Source organism: Massilia sp. Dwa41.01b (assembly GCF_014171775.1).
GTDB lineage: Bacteria > Pseudomonadota > Gammaproteobacteria > Burkholderiales > Burkholderiaceae_D > Telluria.
On sequence record NZ_CP050454.1, the window covers coordinates 1,238,108 to 1,257,612 of the forward strand.

General features: G+C 66.4%; 18 protein-coding genes. 13 read left to right on the forward strand and 5 right to left on the reverse strand.

Going from position 1 to position 19,505, the window contains the following annotated elements:
- Position 1: 1 nt before the first annotated feature.
- Both G4G28_RS05700 and G4G28_RS05705 read right to left on the reverse strand, forming a co-directional pair.
- The gene (locus G4G28_RS05700) at positions 2–286 is read right to left on the reverse strand and encodes a hypothetical protein (protein WP_182991208.1); all 285 of its coding nucleotides are present in this window, start codon (positions 284–286) and stop codon (positions 2–4) included.
- A gap of 96 nt (positions 287–382) precedes the next feature.
- Positions 383–970: a GNAT family N-acetyltransferase gene (locus tag G4G28_RS05705; protein WP_182991209.1), complete on the reverse strand. Its 588-nt coding sequence runs from the start codon at positions 968–970 to the stop codon at positions 383–385.
- 348 nt (positions 971–1,318) lie between these two features.
- Here G4G28_RS05705 and G4G28_RS05710 point away from each other — a divergent pair, with 348 nt between their 5' ends.
- The 11 genes from G4G28_RS05710 (at position 1,319) to G4G28_RS28015 (ending at position 13,166) form a co-directional block, all read left to right on the forward strand.
- Positions 1,319–2,635, forward strand: coding sequence for an aspartate aminotransferase family protein (locus tag G4G28_RS05710; protein WP_182991210.1), 1,317 nt, complete (start codon positions 1,319–1,321; stop codon positions 2,633–2,635).
- Between the two features lie 10 nt (positions 2,636–2,645).
- On the forward strand, positions 2,646–4,148 hold the full coding sequence (locus tag G4G28_RS05715) for a CoA-acylating methylmalonate-semialdehyde dehydrogenase (RefSeq protein ID WP_183108122.1): 1,503 nt from the start codon (positions 2,646–2,648) through the stop codon (positions 4,146–4,148).
- A gap of 128 nt (positions 4,149–4,276) precedes the next feature.
- On the forward strand, positions 4,277–4,435 hold the full coding sequence (locus G4G28_RS05720; RefSeq protein ID WP_182991211.1) for a hypothetical protein: 159 nt from the start codon (positions 4,277–4,279) through the stop codon (positions 4,433–4,435).
- A complete protein-coding gene (locus G4G28_RS05725; protein ID WP_229507900.1) occupies positions 4,432–5,799 on the forward strand; it encodes an NAD(P)-dependent oxidoreductase in 1,368 nt (455 codons plus the stop codon). Before G4G28_RS05720 ends, G4G28_RS05725 begins: the two co-directional genes overlap by 4 nt.
- A complete protein-coding gene (preA, locus tag G4G28_RS05730) occupies positions 5,787–7,115 on the forward strand; it encodes an NAD-dependent dihydropyrimidine dehydrogenase subunit PreA (RefSeq protein ID WP_183108123.1) in 1,329 nt (442 codons plus the stop codon). Before G4G28_RS05725 ends, preA begins: the two co-directional genes overlap by 13 nt.
- A gap of 106 nt (positions 7,116–7,221) precedes the next feature.
- Positions 7,222–8,745 (forward strand): NCS1 family nucleobase:cation symporter-1, encoded by a 1,524-nt coding sequence (locus G4G28_RS05735; RefSeq protein ID WP_374011286.1) that lies wholly within the window; start codon positions 7,222–7,224, stop codon positions 8,743–8,745.
- Positions 8,746–8,755: 10 nt separating this feature from the next.
- Positions 8,756–10,147 carry a dihydropyrimidinase gene (gene hydA, locus G4G28_RS05740; protein ID WP_182991213.1) on the forward strand — a complete coding sequence of 464 codons (1,392 nt, stop codon included), beginning with the start codon at positions 8,756–8,758 and terminating at the stop codon, positions 10,145–10,147.
- Between the two features lie 170 nt (positions 10,148–10,317).
- Complete coding sequence (locus tag G4G28_RS05745; RefSeq protein ID WP_182991214.1) at positions 10,318–11,559, forward strand: Zn-dependent hydrolase; 1,242 nt, start codon at positions 10,318–10,320, stop codon at positions 11,557–11,559.
- Positions 11,560–11,752: 193 nt separating this feature from the next.
- The gene (locus G4G28_RS05750; RefSeq protein WP_183108124.1) at positions 11,753–12,082 is read left to right on the forward strand and encodes a hypothetical protein; all 330 of its coding nucleotides are present in this window, start codon (positions 11,753–11,755) and stop codon (positions 12,080–12,082) included.
- Positions 12,083–12,295: 213 nt separating this feature from the next.
- Positions 12,296–12,760, forward strand: coding sequence for a hypothetical protein (locus G4G28_RS28010; protein WP_308601832.1), 465 nt, complete (start codon positions 12,296–12,298; stop codon positions 12,758–12,760).
- 250 nt (positions 12,761–13,010) lie between these two features.
- Positions 13,011–13,166, forward strand: a complete 156-nt coding sequence (locus G4G28_RS28015; RefSeq protein ID WP_308601833.1) for a hypothetical protein — start codon at positions 13,011–13,013, stop codon at positions 13,164–13,166.
- Here G4G28_RS28015 and G4G28_RS05760 read toward each other — a convergent pair.
- From G4G28_RS05760 to G4G28_RS05770, 3 genes are all read right to left on the reverse strand, one after another.
- Positions 13,163–13,651, reverse strand: coding sequence for a GNAT family N-acetyltransferase (locus G4G28_RS05760; RefSeq protein WP_229507901.1), 489 nt, complete (start codon positions 13,649–13,651; stop codon positions 13,163–13,165). The two genes, G4G28_RS28015 and G4G28_RS05760, sit on opposite strands and share 4 nt — an antisense overlap.
- An 18-nt stretch (positions 13,652–13,669) precedes the next feature.
- Positions 13,670–15,415 carry an allantoate amidohydrolase gene (locus G4G28_RS05765; RefSeq protein ID WP_183108125.1) on the reverse strand — a complete coding sequence of 582 codons (1,746 nt, stop codon included), beginning with the start codon at positions 15,413–15,415 and terminating at the stop codon, positions 13,670–13,672.
- Between the two features lie 101 nt (positions 15,416–15,516).
- Positions 15,517–16,455 carry a LysR substrate-binding domain-containing protein gene (locus tag G4G28_RS05770; RefSeq protein ID WP_182991216.1) on the reverse strand — a complete coding sequence of 313 codons (939 nt, stop codon included), beginning with the start codon at positions 16,453–16,455 and terminating at the stop codon, positions 15,517–15,519.
- A gap of 115 nt (positions 16,456–16,570) precedes the next feature.
- Here G4G28_RS05770 and G4G28_RS05775 point away from each other — a divergent pair, with 115 nt between their 5' ends.
- Positions 16,571–17,815 (forward strand): urate hydroxylase PuuD, encoded by a 1,245-nt coding sequence (locus tag G4G28_RS05775; protein WP_183108126.1) that lies wholly within the window; start codon positions 16,571–16,573, stop codon positions 17,813–17,815.
- Positions 17,815–19,047 carry a M20/M25/M40 family metallo-hydrolase gene (locus G4G28_RS05780; RefSeq protein ID WP_183108127.1) on the forward strand — a complete coding sequence of 411 codons (1,233 nt, stop codon included), beginning with the start codon at positions 17,815–17,817 and terminating at the stop codon, positions 19,045–19,047. The genes G4G28_RS05775 and G4G28_RS05780 overlap by 1 nt, the downstream gene beginning before the upstream one ends.
- Positions 19,048–19,505 lie beyond the last annotated feature (458 nt).

Consider the following 19,505-nt stretch of genomic DNA (forward strand, 5'->3'; position numbering starts at 1 on the left):
TTCAGTCTCCGTTGTGCGTCGTGTCGTGCGTGGTCGGCGTTGCGATGGGCGTCGTCTTGTCGCCATTGATGGCCAGCACCGCATACTTGACGGCGAGGAAGATCGCGAAGAGCGTCAATGCCGTCGGAATCACGGCGATGGCGCAGGCGACCAGGAAGGCGGCCAGCAGCAGGGCTGGCCAGGGCAGGGCGGAGAAGGTGCGCAGCCCGCCACGCACGACGCGCATGCAGCTTTCCGCGGCGTCTTCGAGTTCGGCGGCAAAGGACCGGAAAGTCGTGGTTTTCATCTGTGTTCTCCCTGTAAAAGTGGATCGGATGAACACACTGTATGCCAGCGAAAGGGTCGCTTGGTGCGTCCTGCGACGAAGCGCAATTTTCATGGGCTAACCGGTAGCGTCGCCCGACGAACGGGACCGCTGGTGCGCCTCCCAGCCACGCTTGAGCAGGCCATAAAAGGCGGTGTCGGTGGTTTCGCCGGCGACGATCCAGCGCTCCGGCATATAGCCCTCCTGGCGGAAGCCCAGCTTTTCCAGCACACGGCCGGACGCGATATTGCGCGGGTCGATATCGGCTTCGATGCGGTTCATGCCCAAGCCTTCGAAAGCATGCTCCACCAGCGCCGGCAGGGCTTCGCTGACGATGCCCTGGCCCCAGAAGCTGCTGCCGAGCGCGTAGCCGATTTCGCAGCGGCGGTTGTCGCGATTCACGCCGAACAGGCTGGCTGTGCCGACCAGTTCGTCCGTACGGGTGAGCACGATGCCGAAGCGCAGGGCGCTGCCGTCGGCATAGCCCTGGGAGGCGGCAACGAGCATCTCCTCGGCCTGTGCCATGTCGGTCCAGGCACCGCGCGACCAATAGCGTACGACGGCGGGATCGGAAAAGATCGCGAACAGGGCCGGGGCGTCGCCGGCGCCCAGTGGACGCAGCGTCAGGCGTTCGGAATGCAGTAGCGGCGGCAGCGTCTCAGACATGAAAGTCTCCAGTGTGTCATCACGATGGTCTTACCCGCGATGGATGAGTTTGCGTTAGATCAAATGCCCGGGCTTTGCCGTTCTGCCTGTCGGTGCAGTGCTTTAGCATTGTCCAGTGCCCGCTGCCGACTCCACATATATGCAAATTGATATGACTAGGCTACAGCGCGCGTTTATATTACCGGAACGACGGCGGGTTTTTGCATATTTGCAACGCATCCGCCGGCCGGGTCTGGCGCAGCTTGCCCGCGGCTTGCCATCCGCTTCGCAGGCGCGCACATTGCTAGTAGATTGCCTCATCGTTTTGCCATTCGGTCACTTATTGGCTGCAAACAAGGGAGAGCCTGCATGAACGAGTCCAGACCCCAGTCGATGTCCGCCTTCTGGATGCCTTTCACGAACAACCGCGATTTCAAGAGCGATCCGCGCCTGCTGGTTTCGGCCCAGGGCATGTATTACCAGGACGTCGACGGCAACCAGGTCCTCGACGGCACCGCCGGCCTGTGGTGCGTGCCCTGCGGGCATGCCCAGCCGAAAATCGTCGGCGCCGTGCGCGAGATGATCGGCAAGCTCGACTTCGCGCCCACTTTCCAGATGGGCCATCCGGCCGCCTTCGATTTGGCCGAACGCTTGATGGACTACACCGGGCACAAATTCGGCCACGTGTTCTATACCAATTCCGGTTCCGAAGCCGTCGACACCGCCCTCAAGATCGCGCTGGCCTACCACAAGGCACGCGGCGAGGGCGGGCGGACGCGCCTGATCGGACGCGAGCGGGGCTACCATGGTGTCGGCTTCGGCGGCCTGTCGGTTGGCGGCATCGGCCCCAACCGCAAGCATTTCGGCCCGCTGCTGCCGGGTGTCGACCACCTTCCGCACACCCACAACCTGCAGAAGAATGCGTTTTCGCGCGGCGAACCCGATTTCGGCGCCGAACTGGCGGACGAACTGGAACGCCTGGTCACCCTGCACGATGCGTCCACGATTGCCGCCGTCATCATCGAGCCGGTCTCCGGCTCCACCGGCGTGCTGGTGCCGCCGAAAGGCTACCTCAAGAAACTGCGCCATATCTGCGACAAGTACGGCATCCTGCTCATTTTCGACGAAGTCATCACCGGTTTCGGGCGCCTCACCACGCCGTTTGCCGCCGACTATTTCGGCGTCGAGCCGGACATGATGACGACCGCAAAAGGCCTGACCAATGGCGTGATCCCGATGGGCGCGGTGTTTTCCAGGCGCTTCATCCACGATGCCTTCATGGAGGCGCCGGCCGGCATCGAACTGTTTCATGGCTATACCTATTCCGGTCACCCGGTGGCCTGCGCCGCGGCCCTGGCCACGCTCGAGGTCTTCCAGGACCAGGGCATCCTCGAGCACGCGAAGGGCATCCAGGCCTATTGGGAAGACGCGGTGCATGCACTGAAGGGGCTGCCGCACGTGATCGACCTGCGCACGATCGGCCTGGTCGCCGGTATCGAGCTCGAATCGATTCCGGGCAAGCCGGGCGCGCGCGCCTACCAGGCATTGAAGAAGGCCTTCGCGGACGGTATCCTGATCCGTACCACGGGCGACATCATCGCGCTGTCGCCGCCGCTCATCCTCGAGAAGCAGCACATCGACGAGTTGTTCGGCAAGCTGGCTACCGTACTCAAACACCTGGACTGAAGAGACAAGCATGAACCAACCCGACATCATCGGCCATTTCATTGGCGGGCACGTGGTCGACACCGCGGGCGATCGCTACGCCGACGTGTTCAATCCGGCGCTGGGCGAACCTTGCGCCCGCGTCACCCTGGCAAGCGTGGACGAAGTCGACGCCGCCGTCTTTGCCGCCGCCGCCGCTTTTCCGGCCTGGTCGGCCACGCCGCCGCTGGCGCGCGCGCGCATCCTGTTCAAGTACCTGCAGCTGTGCCAGCAGCACACCGACGCCTTCGCCGCCCTGATCACGCGCGAGCACGGTAAAACCTTCAGCGACGCGCAAGGCGAAGTCGCGCGCGGCATCGAGGTGGTCGAATTCGCCTGCGGCATTCCGCAAATGCTCAAGGGAGAATTTACCGACCAGATCGCGCGCGGCATCGACGCCTGGTCGATGCGCCAGCCGCTGGGCGTCGTCGCCGGCATCACTCCCTTCAACTTCCCTGTCATGGTGCCGATGTGGATGTTCCCGATCGCGCTCGCCTGCGGCAATACTTTCGTGCTGAAACCCTCGGAACGCGACCCGTCGCCTTCGCTGCTGCATGCGCGCCTGCTGAAGGAAGCGGGCTTGCCGGATGGCGTCTTCAACGTGGTGCAGGGCGACAAGGTGGCGGTCGACGCACTGCTCGACAACCCCGCCGTGCAGGCCATCAGTTTCGTCGGCTCCACCCCGATCGCCGAATACATCTATGCCCGCGGCAGCGCCAAGGGCAAGCGTGTGCAGGCGCTGGGCGGCGCCAAGAACCACATGGTCGTCATGCCCGACGCGGACATGGACATGGCGGTCGACGCCCTGATCGGTGCGGCCTACGGTTCGGCGGGCGAGCGCTGCATGGCGATCTCGGTGGCGGTGGCCGTCGGCGACGCCGGCGACAAGCTGGTGGCCGCGTTGGCCGAACGTACCCGCAAGCTCAAGATCGGCGACGGCATGGGCGAGGGCATGGAGATGGGCCCCGTGGTGACGCAGGCTGCGCGCCAGCGCATCGAACGCCTGATCGGCGAAGGCGTGGAGCAGGGAGCTACGCTGGTCGTCGACGGCCGCGGCTACCGGGTCGACGGACGCGAGAACGGTTTCTTTGTCGGCGGCACGCTGTTCGACCATGTGCAGCCCTCGATGAGCATCTACAAGGAAGAGATCTTCGGGCCGGTGCTGTGCGTGGTGCGCCTGCCGGACGTGGGCAGCGCGGTGGAACTCATCAACGCCAACGAATACGGCAACGGCGTGGCCGTGTTCACGCGCGATGGCGGCGTGGCACGCGAATTCGTGCGCCAGATCCAGGTCGGCATGGTGGGCGTGAACGTGCCGCTGCCGGTGCCGATGGCCTTCAACAGCTTCGGCGGCTGGAAGCGCAGCATGTTCGGCGACCACCATGCCTATGGCCCGGAAGGCGTGCGCTTCTACACGCGCCACAAGGCCGTGATGCAGCGCTGGCCGAATACGGCGAGCAGCGGAGTGGAGTTCGCGTTCCCGCAGATGAAGTAAAGCGACAAACAGCTATAAGCTTGCGTCTCACGGTTTGATCGAAGGGCGTAGGGTGGGCACTTGTGCCCACGCAGTCATACCGATGCTCACCGGTCCGGTGGAGACTGCAGGGAGGCGAGTCGATCGGCATGCATTTCGATACGCATGCACCGCACCGCGTGGGCATGAATGCCCACCCTACGAAAGGCACCACCAGCGCCAGCACCACCAGCGTCATCGGCACCACCCGCACCACCGCAGCAGCAGTCTCGCACCAGCAATCCAACGATAACAAGGGATGCACATGATCGAGTCTCTCCAGCACCTGCCGCCGGCAGCCGATTCGCACGGCGCACTGGCGGCGCAGTTCACCGACCTGGCGCCGCCGCTTACGGCACGGCAGGCCGCCGTCGAGGCGGCGCGCTGCCACTACTGTTACGACGCGCCCTGCACCCGTGCCTGCCCGACCGGCATTGACGTCGCCAGCTTCATCCGCAATATCCACGACCAGAACATCAATGGCGCCGCAGTCGGCATCCTCAAGCAGAACATTTTTGGCGGCAGCTGCGCACGCGTCTGCCCGACCGAAATCCTCTGCGAGGACGCCTGCGTGCGCAACAATCCGGCCGAGCGCGCACCCGTGAAAATCGGCCTGCTGCAGCGCCATGCGGTCGACAATGCCCGCTTCGACGGCCACCCGTTCGAACGCGCACCTTCCACCGGCAAAACCGTCGCCGTGGTCGGCGCGGGCCCGGTCGGCCTGGCCTGCGCCCATCGCCTGGCCATGCTGGGCCATGACGTCGTCGTCTTCGAGGCCCAGTTGAAGGCAGGTGGCCTGAACGAATACGGCATTGCCAAGTACAAGCTGCCTGGCGAATTCGCCCAGCAGGAAGTCGACTTCCTGCTGTCGATCGGCGGCATCGAGATCCGCTACGGCCAGAAGCTCGGCGAGAACCTGCAACTGCGCGAGCTGCATGCGCGATTTGACGCTGTCTTCCTTGGCCTGGGCCTGGGCGCCAGCCGCCGCCTGGGCCTCGTAGGCGAGGACGCGCCAGGCCTGCTGGCGGCCACCGACTACATCGCCGCGCTGCGCCAGGCACAGGACCTGTCGCAGCTGCCGGTGCCGCGCCGCGCCGTCGTCATTGGCGCCGGCAATACCGCGATCGACATGGCGGTGCAGATCAAGCGCCTGGGTGCGGAAGAGGTGACGCTGGTGTACCGTCGCGGCCTCGACGCGATGAGCGCGACCGGCCACGAAATCGAGATCGCCAAGGCGAACTTCGTCCACATCCGCACCGGGCCGCGCCGCTCGAGGTGCTGGTCGACGAAAGCGGTCGCGTCGCCGGCATGCGCTTCGAAGGGACGCGCCTGGAGGAGGGGACGCCTGGCGCGCACCGGCGCGCTGATCGACATCGCCGCCGATGCCGTCTTCAAGGCGATCGGCCAGGGGATGGCGCCGGCGCCGGGCGACGACCTCGCTGCCGGGCTAGTGGGTGAAGGCGAGCGCATCGTCGTCGATGCATCCCTCCGCACCCGGGTGCCGGGCATCTACGCCGGCGGCGATTGCGTCGCGCTGGGCCAGGACCTGACGGTACAGGCGGTCCAGCACGGCAAACTGGCCGCGCTGGCCATCCATAACGACTTCGCCGCGGAGGCAGCATGGCCGACCTGAGCATCGATTTTTGCGGCATCAAATCGCCGAACCCGTTCTGGCTCGCTTCGGCACCGCCGACCGACAAGGCCTACAACGTCATCCGGGCTTTCGAAGCCGGCTGGGGCGGCGTGGTATGGAAGACGCTGGGCGAAGATCCGCCGGCGGTGAACGTGTCCTCGCGCTACTCGGCCCACTACGGCAAGAACCGCGAAGTCATCGGCTTCAACAACATCGAGCTGATCACCGACCGCAGCCTCGAGATCAACCTGCGCGAGATCGCCGCGGTCAAGAAGGCATGGCCCGACCGCGCCATGATCGTCTCCTTGATGCTGCCCTGCGAAGAGGCGCCGTGGGCGGCGATCCTGCCGCTGGTGGAAGCGACCGGCGCCGACGGCATCGAGCTCAATTTCGGTTGCCCGCATGGCATGCCCGAGCGTGGCATGGGCGCGGCGGTAGGCCAGGTGCCCGAATACGTCGAAATGGTCACGCGCTGGTGCAAGACCCATTCCCGCCTGCCCGTCATCGTTAAACTCACGCCGAACATTACCGACGTGCGCGCACCGGCACGGGCGGCGCTGGCTGGCGGGGCGGATGCGGTCTCGCTGATCAATACCATCAATTCCATTACCCACCTCGACCTCGACCGCATGGTTGCTTTTCCGGTTGTCGGCGGCGCCAGTACCCACGGCGGCTATTGCGGCTCGGCCGTGAAACCGATCGCGCTGAACATGGTGGCCGAGATCGCGCGCGATCCTTTCACTGCCCGCCTGCCGATTTCCGGCATTGGCGGCATCGGCAACTGGCGTGACGCCGCCGAATTCATCGCGCTCGGCGCCGGTTCCGTCCAGGTGTGCACGGCGGCGATGCTGCACGGCTTCCGCATCGTCGACGAGATGAAGGATGGCCTGTCGCGCTGGATGGACGAGAAGGGCTACCCGAACATCGCCGCGTTCTCGCGCAAGGCCGTGCCGAACACGACCGACTGGAAGGCGCTGGACATGAACTACCAGGTCATCGCCCACATCGACCAGGACAAATGCATCGGCTGCGGCAAGTGCTTCGTCGCTTGCGAGGACACGTCCCACCAGGCCATCGGGCGCGCGGTGCTGGAGAACGGCGGCCGCCGCTACGAGGTGATCCGCGAGGAATGCGTGGGCTGCAACCTGTGCGAGATCACCTGTCCGGTCGAAGCCTGCATCACGATGGTGCCGCAGGAAACCGGCAAGCCCTACATGAACTGGAATCAGGATCCGCGCAATCCGCGCGCGCTGGCGACGCCGCCATCGCCGCCGGCGCCGCTGGTCGAAGGTGCGCAGCGCGAAGTCCCCGCTTGACCCGGGCGCACAGGCGGACGATGCGCGGCCGGCCCCGGCCGTTCGCGCCGCCCCCATCGATTGCGCTACACTGGGTTGCACCGCAACCCGACTGGAGAGGCCCACCGTGACGGAACAAGTGACCGAACACCGCGCTGTCAGCAACGAACTCTGGAACCCCGACCTTGCGCCGACAAGCGTCGCCCAGCGCACCTGGCGCTGGTACCACTTCGGGGCGCTCTGGGTCGGGATGGTGATCAGCATTCCCGCCTACATGCTGGCGGCAAGCCTGATCGACAGCGGCATGTCGGCCTGGCAGGCGGTGTTCACGGTGTTCCTGGCGAACGTGATCGTGCTGCTGCCGATGCTCCTGATCGGCCACGCCGGCACCAAGTACGGCATTCCCTATGCCGTACTGGCACGCGCCTCCTTCGGCACGCGCGGCGCCCGCCTGCCTGCCCTGATGCGCGCCGTCGTCGCCTGCGGCTGGTACGGCATCCAGACCTGGTTCGGCGGCAGCATGATCTACACGCTGCTGGGCGTGCTGCTGGGCGCCCCGCTCGAGGGCGACAAACTGCCGGGCCTGGGCATCAACGCCGGCCAGCTGGCCTGCTTCCTCGCCTTCTGGGCGATCCAGATGTATTTCATCGTGCACGGCATGGAGTCGATCCGCAAGCTGGAGACCTATACCGCGCCCTTGAAAATCGCGATCTGCTTCCTGCTGCTCTGGTGGGTCTACGACAAGGTCGGCGGCTTCGGTCCGCTGCTCGACCAGCCTTCCCAGTTTGCCGCGGGCGGACCGAAAGCGGGCCTGTTCTGGTCCGTGTTCTGGCCTTCGCTCACCGCCATGATCGGCTACTGGGCCACGCTGGCGCTGAACATTCCCGACTTCACCCGTTTCGCCAAGACCCAGCGCGACCAGGTCGTCGGCCAGACGCTCGGCCTGCCGCTGCCGATGGCGCTGCTCGCGGCGCTGGCCGTCACCGTCACCTCGGCCACGGTCGTCCTGTACGGCAAGGCGCTGTGGGACCCGGTCGACGTCGCCAGCCGCATGACGGGCGTGGCGGTGCTGGTGGCGCTTCTCATCCTCCTGATCGACACGGCCAGCGTGAACCTGGCCGCCAACCTGGTGGGCCCCGCCTACGATTTCTCGGCCCTGTCTCCGCGGCGCATTTCCTACCGTGTCGGCGGCTACATCACCGCCGGCATTGCCCTGGCGATGATGCCGTGGAAGATACTCGAGAGCACAGAGAACTACATCTTCATCTGGCTGACCGGCTATTCGGCGCTGCTCGGGCCCATCGCCGGCATCATGATCATCGACTACTACATCATCCGCAAGACGAACCTCGATGTCGGGCAGCTCTACCGCGACGACGGCGTCTACACCTATCGCGGCGGCTGGAACATCGCCGCCCTGGTGGCATTTGCCGCCGGCGTGCTGCCGAACATCCCCGGTTTCCTGCATGCCGCGCTGCCGGCCTCGTTCCCGGATGTCGGGCCGGCCTTCAAGGCCATCTATACCTATGCCTGGTTCGTCGGCGTCGTGATTGCCGCCCTGGTCTATGGGTTGATGATGAAGGGCCGCACAGTGCCGGCGCTGGGCACGGTGAACGGTTCGGCCAACAAGTATCCAACATATAAAAGCTGAAAGGGATTCCATGACGACGATCATCCGTGGCGGCACCATCGTGAACGCCGACCGCGCCTTCCGCGGCGACGTGCTCTGTTCAAACGACAGGATCGTCGCCGTCGGCGAGAACCTGGACGCGCCGGCCGACGCCACCGTCGTCGACGCCGGCGGGCAGTACGTGATGCCGGGCGGGATCGACACCCATACCCACATGCAGCTGCCCTTCATGGGCACGGTCACCGCGGACGACTTCTTCACCGGCACCGCGGCGGGCCTGGCAGGCGGCACCACGACCATCATGGATTTCGTCATCCCCGACCCGAAGCAGTCGCTGCTGGAGGCTTACCACACCTGGCGAGGCTGGGCGCGCAAGGCGGCCGGCGATTACACCTTCCACGTCGCCGTCACCTGGTGGGACGAGTCGGTGCACGCCGAGATGGGCACGCTCGTGCGCGAGCACGGCGTCAACAGCTTCAAGCACTTCATGGCCTATAAAAACGCCATCATGGCCGACGATGAAACCCTGGTGAAGAGTTTCCGGCGCGCGCTTGAACTTGGTGCGATCCCGACCGTCCACGCCGAGAACGGCGAGCTGGTCTACCAGTTGCAGCGCGAGCTGCTGGCCAGGGGCATCACCGGCGCACGCGCGCATCCGCTGTCGCGCCCCCCGGAAGTGGAGGCGGAAGCGGCCAACCGCGCCATTGCAATTGCGAACGTGCTCGGCACGCCCGTCTACATCGTCCACGTGTCCTGCGCCGAATCGCTCGAGGCTATCACCCGCGCGCGTGCGAAGGGGCAACGCGTCTACGGCGAGGCACTCGCCGGCCACCTCGTCATCGACGACAGCGTGTATGCCAGCGAAGACGAGGATTTCGCCCGTGGCCACGTGATGAGTCCGCCGTTTCGCAGCGCTCACCACCAGGCCTCCTTGTGGCAGGGTCTGCGCGGCGGCAACCTGCACACGACCGCTACCGACCACTGCACCTTCTGCGCCGAGCAGAAGGCGGCCGGCAAGGACGATTTCACCCGCATCCCGAATGGCTGCGGCGGCGTCGAAGAACGCATGGCCATCGTGTGGGACGCAGGCGTCAACAGCGGCACCCTGACGCCGTCCGAATTCGTGCGCGTGACGTCCACCAACGCTGCCCAGATCTTCAACATGTACCCGAGGAAGGGCGTGATCGACGTCGGCGCGGACGCCGACATCGTGGTCTGGGACCCGAACGGCTCGCGTACCATTTCCAGCAAGACCCAGTTCGCGAAAGGCGGCTTCAACGTGTTCGAGGGACGCACGGTACGCGGCATTCCCACCCACACGATCGCCGCCGGCAAGCTCGTGTTCGAGCGCGGCGACCTGCGCGCCGAGGAGGGCGCCGGCCGCCACATCGACCGTCCCGCTTTCGGCACGACGCAGGCATGAACCCCGTCGGCGCTGCTGGCACGGACCTGGGGTGAGCGGCTACACCAACACAGGCCGCGATGACGCTGCCTCACTGCCGCCCACGCGTTCAACCCGCGCATGCACCCCCGACCGCAACCGATAGCCGCAATCACGCATCGCCCCGCCACCACCACGAACGGAACATCACCATGTCCAGCACCCTGCGCATCAACGGCCAACGCCTGTGGCAATCCCTGATGGAACTGGCGCAGATCGGCGCCACCGAGAAGGGCGGCGTCAAGCGCCTCGCCCTCACCGACCTCGACCGCCAGGGCCGCGACCTGGTCGTGCGCTGGGCCCGCGAAGCCGGCATGTCGGTCACGGTCGACAGGATCGGCAATGTCTTCATGCGCCGCCCCGGCCGCAACAACGCTTTGGCCCCGATCGTCACCGGCAGCCACGTCGACACCCAGCCGACCGGCGGCAAGTTCGACGGCAACTATGGCGTGCTCGCCGGCCTGGAAGTGGTGCGTACCCTCAACGACCATGGCATCGGGACCGAGGCGCCGATCGAGGTCGCGTTCTGGACCAACGAGGAAGGTTCGCGCTTCGTCCCGGTGATGATGGGTTCCGGCGTGTTCTGCGGCGCCTTCAGCCTGGAGACGGCCTATGCCGCCAGGGATGTCGAGGGCAAGAGCGTGCGCGAGGAACTGGAGCGCATCGGCTACCTGGGCGACGAGGAACCCGGCCAGCATCCGATCGGCGCCTATTTCGAAGCCCACATCGAGCAGGGCCCGGTACTGGAAGATGCCGACAAGGTGATCGGCGTCGTGCCGGCCGTGATGGGCCTGTCCTGGTACGACTGCGTGGTGACCGGCATGGAAGCGCATGCCGGCCCGACCCCGATGGGCCTGCGCCGCGACGCCTTGCAGGTCGCCGCCACCATCATGCAGGAGGTGGTGGCGATCGCCAACCGCTACCCGCCCTACGGCCGCGGGACGGTCGGCATGGTGCAGGTATTCCCGAACAGCCGCAACGTCATTCCCGGCCAGGTCAAGTTCAGCATCGACCTGCGCAACGTGAACGACGAGCTGCTGAACACGATGCACGAGGAGATGCTCGCCTTCATCGCGCAAACGCGGGCGCAGTCGAAGCTGGGCATCGACATCGAGCGGGTTTCCTACTACCCGCCATGCCCCTTCCATCCGGACTGCGTGAACGCCGTGCGCGCCGCCACCGACAAGCTGGGCTACTCGACGATGGACGTTGTCTCCGGCGCCGGCCACGACGCCATCTACACGGCGCGCGTGGCACCATCGGGTATGATCTTCGTGCCCTGCAAGGATGGGATCAGCCATAACGAGATCGAGGATGCGCGTCCGGATCACCTGGAAGCGGGCTGCAACGTGCTGCTGCATGCGATGCTGGAACGGGCGCGGGCGGCAGGCTGAGGCTGCGGACGGGCGCGTGACGGATTGCGCAACGCGCTCACGGAAGCGGTCGGCCCGGCGCTTTGGCGAAGGAGCGGTGGCCTGCGGAGGCGCGGCCGGCGCAGGTGGCCTCGCCCGCAATGCGGCGGGTAAACAGGGCGCAAGCCTCGTGCACCCGTGCAATCTCCACCGGTAAACGCGGCTAGAATGCCGCATGCCGAGCAAATCTCCCATTTATCCCGGTCCGACGACGGCGCGCGGCGCCGTGCTGGCCGTGCTGCTGTCGAACGAAGACCAGACCGGCGCCGAACCGCTGCGCGGGCGCGTCACCCTGGCCGCCATCGTCCGCGCGCTCAAGCGCAAATACAACTGGCCGATCGAAACGAGCAGCTTCCCGTCGAACGCCGTGGACGGCCGCGCCACCTGGGCGACGGTCTACAGCCTGCCGCCGGATGTTATCAAGCGCGCCCTCGAGCGGGGCGGACGCGACTGGCTGAAAAGCCGCGCCGTATCGCGCCGCCAGCCGCCCCCGGACGTCGAGTGACCCGGAGGCTCGCGCTGTCCCGCCGTCGAGGCATCCGCGCCACCGCCGTTTCAAGCTGCCGCTGAAGCGGGGCCCGTTCGCGCACCTGTGCGGGGCCGCGCTTGCCTGACGGCGGCAGGGCGCCTACCTTGTAAGCATTCCAGGCGAGGACACGAGCGGATTGCCGCGCCCGCCATCGCCTGCCGAGCCGAGCAGCGCGCGTAAGGGGGGCCCATGCGTGACCTTGCCACCATCCGTCGCCCTGTGATGACGCTGGCATGCACGGCGGCCGCAATGCTGGCCTGCGCCGCCAATTCCCTGTTGTGCCGGCTTGCGCTGCAGGACGGCAGCATCGACCCGGCCAGCTTCGGCGCGCTGCGGGTCGTGGCCGGAGCGCTGGCGCTGGGCGCCTTCGTCCGCCTGCGCCGTGAAAAAGCGGCAGCCAGGCCCGACTGGTGGTCGGCGTCGATGCTGTTCGCCTGGGTCGCCTGCTTCTCCTTCGCGTATGTCAGCCTGCCGGCAGGGATGGGTGCGCTGGTGCTGTTCGGCGCCGTCCAGCTGACGATGTTCGGTGCCGCCTTGCGCAAGGGCGAGCGCTTCTCACTGCCCGGCTGGCTGGGGCTGGCCTGGCCGCCGCCGGCCTGGTCTATCTTGTGCTGCCGGGCGTCGCCGCGCCGCCATGGCCGGGCACCCTGCTGATGGCGCTGGCGGGCTTGTCCTGGGCGTGTACTCGCTGCGCGGACGGTGCGCGGGGGAGACACTGCCGATCCGCTCGGCGCCACCGCGCGCAATTTCATGTACGCCACGCCGCTGGCCCTGGCACTGTGGTTGCCTTTACGGGCGTCGCACATGCCGACGCGTCCGGGGTCACCCTGGCCATCGTTTCCGCGCGCTGAGCTCCGGTGTCGGCTACGCGTTCTGGTACGCGGCGCTGCGCGACTTGTCGGCGATGCGGGCAGCGACCGTGCAGCTGTCGGTGCCGCCGCTGGCCGCGCTGGGTGCCGTGGTGACCTGGCTGGGCGAGTCCCTGACGCCGCGGCTGGTGCTGGCCTCCAGCGCGATCCTGGGCGGCATCGCCCTCGCGTTGACCCGGCGCGGCCGCTAGCAGGCCGCCGGGTTCAGGACAGCTGTTTTTCCATGTAGACCGACGGGATGCCGATACCCGAACGATGCGGGTACAGCTCTTCGCGCACGGCGATGAAACCTGCGCACCGGTAGAAGGGCACGGCGTTGAGCGAAGCCGAGAGGAACAGACGCGTCAGGCCCGTGGTGCGCGCGGGCCGCCTCGACCGACGCAAGCAGGCTCAGACCGACGCCGCGACCCTGCGCGTCCGGGTCGACGAACACGGCATCGACTTCGCCCTCGCGCGTATCGAGCACGGCATAGCCGAGGAGGGCGCCGTCCTCGACGGCGGCCATGGCTTGTCCCAGTGCGATGCGATCGGCCAGGCTCGCCGGCGCAGGCGCGGCCAGCCAGACACCCAGTACCTCGGGCGTGTAATGCCCGGCGCACCCATGCGCGACGGCGCGCGTACGCAGGTCCCACAGCGCCGCGATCTCGCCAGGCATGGCCTTGCGCAAGCTGATCATGGCAGTTTGCCCACGTGTTCAGCCCAGGCTGCGCAGGAAGTCGAGCAGCACCTGCGCCGCCAGCTCGGCATCGTCGGCCGTCATCGTCTCCAGCGGATTGTGGCTGATGCCGCCATTGCCGCAGCGGGTGAAGAGCATCGCCACCTCGGTGAGCTGCGCCATCTGCATCGCGTCATGGCCGGCGCCGGAGAGCAGGTCGAAGCGCGGGACGCCCGCACGTTCCACCGCCGCGCCGAGCAAATCCATCAAGCGCGGCGAGCAAGGCGCCGCTTCCGCCTCGACGATTTTATGCAGCTTTTCCTCGATGCCGCGCCGGGCACAAATGGCGCTGATGCCTGCCAGGATGTCGTCGACGGCCGCCAGGCGTACGGCGTCATCGGCCGCCCGGATGTCGAGCGAGAGCTTGCAGGCGCCTGGAATCACGTTGACCGAACCCGCCGGCACCTCGAGCTGGCCGACGGTGCCGACCAGCGATGCGACCCCGCTGCAGCGCTGTTCGACGAGCAGGACGATTTCAGCCGCTGCCGCGGCGGCATCGCGGCGCATGCCCATCGGCGTGGTACCGGCATGGCTGGTCACGCCCGTCAGCTCCACCCGGTAACGCGAGCTGCCGGCAATCGCTGTCACCACTCCCAGCGGCAGGCCGCGTTCGAGCAGCACCGGGCCCTGCTCGATGTGCACCTCGACGAAGCCCAGCAGGTCTTCACGCCGGCGCGCGATCGCGCCGATGGCAGCCGGATCGTGCCCGGCCGCGACCAGTGCTGCGCGCATGGTCACCCCATCCGCATCAATCGCGTCGAGCAAGGCCGGATTGAAGCCGCCGGTGACGGCGCTGCTGCCGAGGAAAGTGCTGCGAAAGCGCACGCCTTCCTCTTCCGCGAAGCCGATGACTTCCGGGTGGAAGGGCAGGCGTTCGCCGCGCGCGTGCAGGTGGCGCACCAGCGCAATCGGCAGCAGCACGCCCAGGCGGCCGTCGTACTTGCCGCCGTTGCGCACGGTGTCGTAGTGCGAACCGGAGACCAGGGTTTTCGCACCCGCATCCTCCGCCGCATAGCGCCCGACCACGTTGCCAACGGCGTCGATGTGCGCTTCCATGCCGGCCTCATTCATCCAGGCGGCGATCTGTTCGGCCGTGCGCCGGTGCGCGGGCGTCAGGTAGGCGCAGGTCAGGCCGTCCTCGGCGTCGCTCCATGCGCCGATGGTCTCGCACCAGTCCATCACAAGCGCGCCGATTTCAGGCGTGACGTCCAGCAGCGCGTTCAGGCGAATCTCGGCGATGCGGTGCACCTGGCGCAGGGCCTCGGCCAGCTCGGCGTCACGGCCGTTCTTCAGGCGGCGGGTAAAGGTGGCGATGATCGCCGTGCGCGTCAGCCCGCGCCCGGTCGGTCCCTTGACGGCCAGGATGAAGGGAAAGCCGAACTTCTCGTTGTATTGGGCGTTGAGCGCCTGCAACTGCGCGTATTCCTCGGCGCTGCACTGGTTCAGGCCGGAGGCTGCCTGCTCGCCCGTCGATTCCGGCGTCAGCTCGCCCCGGACCGCCGCCTTGCCGGTCAGCTCGGGATGGGCGCGCAGCAGGGCCAGGCGCTCGTCCTCGCCCGCTTCCGTCACCACCGCCTGCAGCGCCAGCTTGAGCGCGGCCAGGGTGGCGAAGGGACGGCGCGTTGCCGCCCGTTCGGCGATCCAGGGCGAATGCTCGTAGATGCCGTTCAGCGCGGCGGCAAAGGCGGAGGCATCAAGGGTGTTCAGGCTGGAAAGCGTGGTCATGGCGGCGGTTCCGTGGTGGAGCAGTCGATGATAAATCCTGCAACCCGCGTCCTCATATGGCCAGCATGATGGAGCGGATTGCGCAGCGATATAGTAAGCGGTTACTTCGGTTGCAATGCCCGTGCGGCCTGGCTCACCTGGTCGCGCAGCCATTTGTGCTCGGGCGACTGGTGCACGCGCTGGTGCCACAATTGGTAGAAGCGCATGGGCGGGAATTTCAGCGGCATGTCGAAGGTTTTCAGCGGCAGCGCCTTCTCATAAAAGCGCATGAACTGGCGGCCGGTGGTGAGTACCAGGTCGGTCTGGGTCAGCATGTAGGGGATCAGGCCGAAGTAGGGCGACTCCACCGCGATCTTGCGCTGCATTCCCTGGCGCGCGAGGAAGGAGTCGATCACGCCGTGGTAGCCTGGCAGGGTCTGCGAAGGCGCCACGTGCGGCAGGGCCAGGTAATCCTCGATCGTCATCGCGTCAAAGGCGGTGCGCTTCGCATACGGGCTGTCGGCACGCATGGTGCAGACGATGGGGTCTTCGAACAGCTTCGAGATGTGCAGGTGCGCCGGCGGCTCGTCCCAGTTGGCGATCACCAGGTCCATCTCGCCGTCCGACAGCATGCGCAGGTAGTCCGAGCCCGGACCCATGCCGTGGATGGCGACGCGGCTGTTGGGCGAACCGCGGCGCACCGCGGCCACGACATTCGGCAGGAACTGGGTGTCGAGGTAGTCGGGCGCGGCAATGTGGAAGGTGCGCGCCGCTTCCTCGGGCACGAAAGGCGACTTCTTGACGAACAGGTTTTCGGTTTCGTCGAGGATGCGCTTGGCGGGTTTGAGCAGGCTTTCGCCATGCTGGGTCGGGACCATGCCGCGGGCGCCGCGCACCAGCAGCGGGTCGCCAGTCAGTTCGCGCAATTTGCGCAGCGAGGCGGAAATCGAGGGCTGCGGCTGGTTCAATTTCAGCGCCACGCGCGAGACGTTCTTCTCCACCAGCAGCAGGTAGAGGATGCGAATCAGGTGGATATCGAGGTGCTGGGGCAGGGCGGCCATGTGGGCGATGTTTGGCGTATATCCGTTCGATTATGTCGAATATACGCCATGTTTCATGTTGTACAAAATGAAATCGGTTTATCGTCAGTGAAATACTCGCGACAAGGACGTGTGCATGGACGTGTTCGGAACCCTGGGCCCCTATGGCCTCGAATGGCTCAACCTGCTCGTACGCTGGCTGCACATCATCACGGGCATCGCCTGGATCGGTGCCTCCTTCTATTTCGTCTGGCTCGATAACACCATCAAGCCGCCGGCCCCGGGCTCGGAGCTGGCGAAAAAAGGCGTCGCCGGCGAACTCTGGGCGGTGCACGGCGGCGGCTTCTACAACCCGCAGAAATACCTGGTCGCCCCGGCCGAACTGCCCAAGGAACTGCACTGGTTCAAATGGGAAGCCTATTCCACCTGGCTGTCGGGCTTTGCGCTCCTCTTTATCGTGTATTACCTGAACGCGCAGGCGATGATGGTCGACCGCAGCGTGGCGGACCTGTCGAGCTGGCAGGCGGTCGGCATTGGCCTCGGTTCCCTGGTCGTCGGCTGGCTGGTGTACGACCTGCTGTGCAAGTCGCCGCTGGGCAAGCGCGACCTGCTGTTCGGTGTCGTCATCTTCGCCTTCCTCGTGGGCGCCAGCTATGTGCTGACCCACCTGCTGAGCGGGCGCGCGGCTTACCTGCACATCGGCGCGATGATCGGCACCATCATGGTCGCGAACGTCGCCCACGTGATCATTCCCGGCCAGCGCAAGATGGTGAACGCGATGATGGCGGGGGACAAGCCCGATCCTTCCTACGGCATCAAGGCCAAGCAGCGCTCGGTCCACAACAACTACTTCACGCTGCCCGTGCTGTTCCTCATGATCAGCAACCACTATGCGATGACCTACCGCCATGAACACGCCTGGGCAGTGCTGGCCGTGATCATGGCGGCGGGCGTCTTGATCCGCCACTTCTTCAACCTGCGCCACAAGGGCCGCATCGAGTGGAAGTACCCGGCGGCCGGGGTCGCCCTGCTGGCGCTACTGGCGGTGCTGATCGCACCGAAGGCACCGGTGGCGCCGGCAGTCGCTGCGGGGCAGCCGGCGGCGGACCACGCCGCCAGTTTCGCCCAGGTGAACACCATCGTCGGCCAGCGCTGTGTCGCCTGCCATGCGGCGCATCCGACCCAGCCCGGCTTTGCCACGGCGCCGGCCGGCGTGATGCTCGATTCTCCCGAACTCGTCGCCCAGCATGCGCAGCGCATCTACCAGCAGACCGTGCAGCTGAAAGCCATGCCGCTGGCGAACCTCACCCACATGACCGACGCCGAACGGGCGCAGGTCGGCGCCTGGTTCGAAGCCGGGGCAAAAACTGGAAGGAACTGATGGATACCAACGCAAGACAGCAGCTGCTCGACTGGATCGACGCCCATTTCGACGAGGAAGTCGCCTTCCTGCAGTCGGTTGTGCGCATTCCTACCGATACCCCGCCCGGCAATAATGCGCCGCACGCGGAAGCGGTGGCGGACATGGTGCGCAACTACGGCTGGGAAGCCGAGCGCCACGCGGTGCCGCAGCAGGCCGTGCGCGACTACGGCATGGAGAGCATCACCAACCTGATCGTGCGCCGGCCCTACGGTGGCGGTGGCCCGACCATTGCGCTCAACGCCCACGGTGACGTGGTACCGCCGGGCGAAGGCTGGAGCCGTCCGCCCTACGGCGCGCAAGTCGAGGACGGCTTCCTCTACGGGCGCGCCGCGGCCGTGTCGAAGAGCGATTTCGCGACCTATATCTTTGCGGTGCGTGCATTGGAGGCGCTCGGCCGCCCGCTCAAGGGCGGCGTCGAGCTGCACTTCACCTATGACGAGGAATTCGGCGGCCTGCTGGGGCCGGGCTGGCTGCTCGAGCAGGAGCTCACGCGTCCCGACCTGGTGATTGCCGCCGGCTTCAGCCACGGCATCGTCACCGCGCACAACGCCTGCCTGCAGCTGGAGGTGACGGTGCACGGGAAAGCCGGCCATGGCGCCATGCCCGAGACCGCGGTCGACGCGCTGCAGGCGGCCACGCGCATCCTGAACGCGATCTACGGCCAGCTGCCGGAACTCAAGAAGATCAAGTCGACCGTGCCGGGCATCGACTCGCCCACCATGCTGGTCGGGCGCATCGATGGCGGCACCAACACCAACGTCGTGCCGGGCAAAGTGACCCTGAAGATGGACCGGCGCATGATTCCGGAAGAGGATCCGGTACAGGTGGAAGCGGGCGTGCGCGCGCTGATCGAGGAAGCAGTGGCGGGCATGCCCGGCATCCGCATCGAGATCCGGCGCCTGCTGCTGTCGCATGCGCTGCGTCCCCTGCCCGGGTCCGGGCAGCTGGCCGCGGCCCTGCAGCGCAATGCAAAGGCGGTGCTGGGCGAAGACATTCCCGCCCACGGCACGCCGCTGTACGCGGACGCGCGGCTGTATGGCGAGCGCGGCATCCCCGCCGTGATGTACGGCGCCGGCCCGCGTACGGTGCCGGAATCGAACGCAAAGAAGGCGGACGAAAGGCTGGCGCTGGAAGACTTGCGCAGCGCGACCAAGGTGGTGGCGTTGACGCTCCTGGATTTGCTGTCGTAGGGTAGGCGGCTCGGTCGCGAGGGTGGTGCACACGCAGCTTAGCGCCGCGGTTGCCACCGCTAGTCGTGCACCGTAGGGTGGACTCCTGAGTCCACGCGTTAGGTGCGTATGCAGTGGCAAAACGTCTTGATAATCGGCGCATGGGCGCGCCGCTCGCTTACGGGGTCTGCATACGCAGTACCGCGTGGACTCAGGAGTCCACCCTACGTTATGCCGCTGCCAGCGACAAAGGTCGTTCCGTAGGGTGGACGGCTTAACTGGTCCGCGCCGTGGTTCGCACACGCGTGCGTTGAACGCGTGGGGTAGTGCACCGTAGGGTGGACTCCTGAGTCCACGCGTTGGGTGCGTATGCTGTGGCAAAACGTTTCAATAATCGGCGCACGTGCGCGCCGCTCGCTCTCCGGGTCGGCATACACAGTACCGCGTGGACTCAGGAGTCCACCCTACGTTAGGCCGCT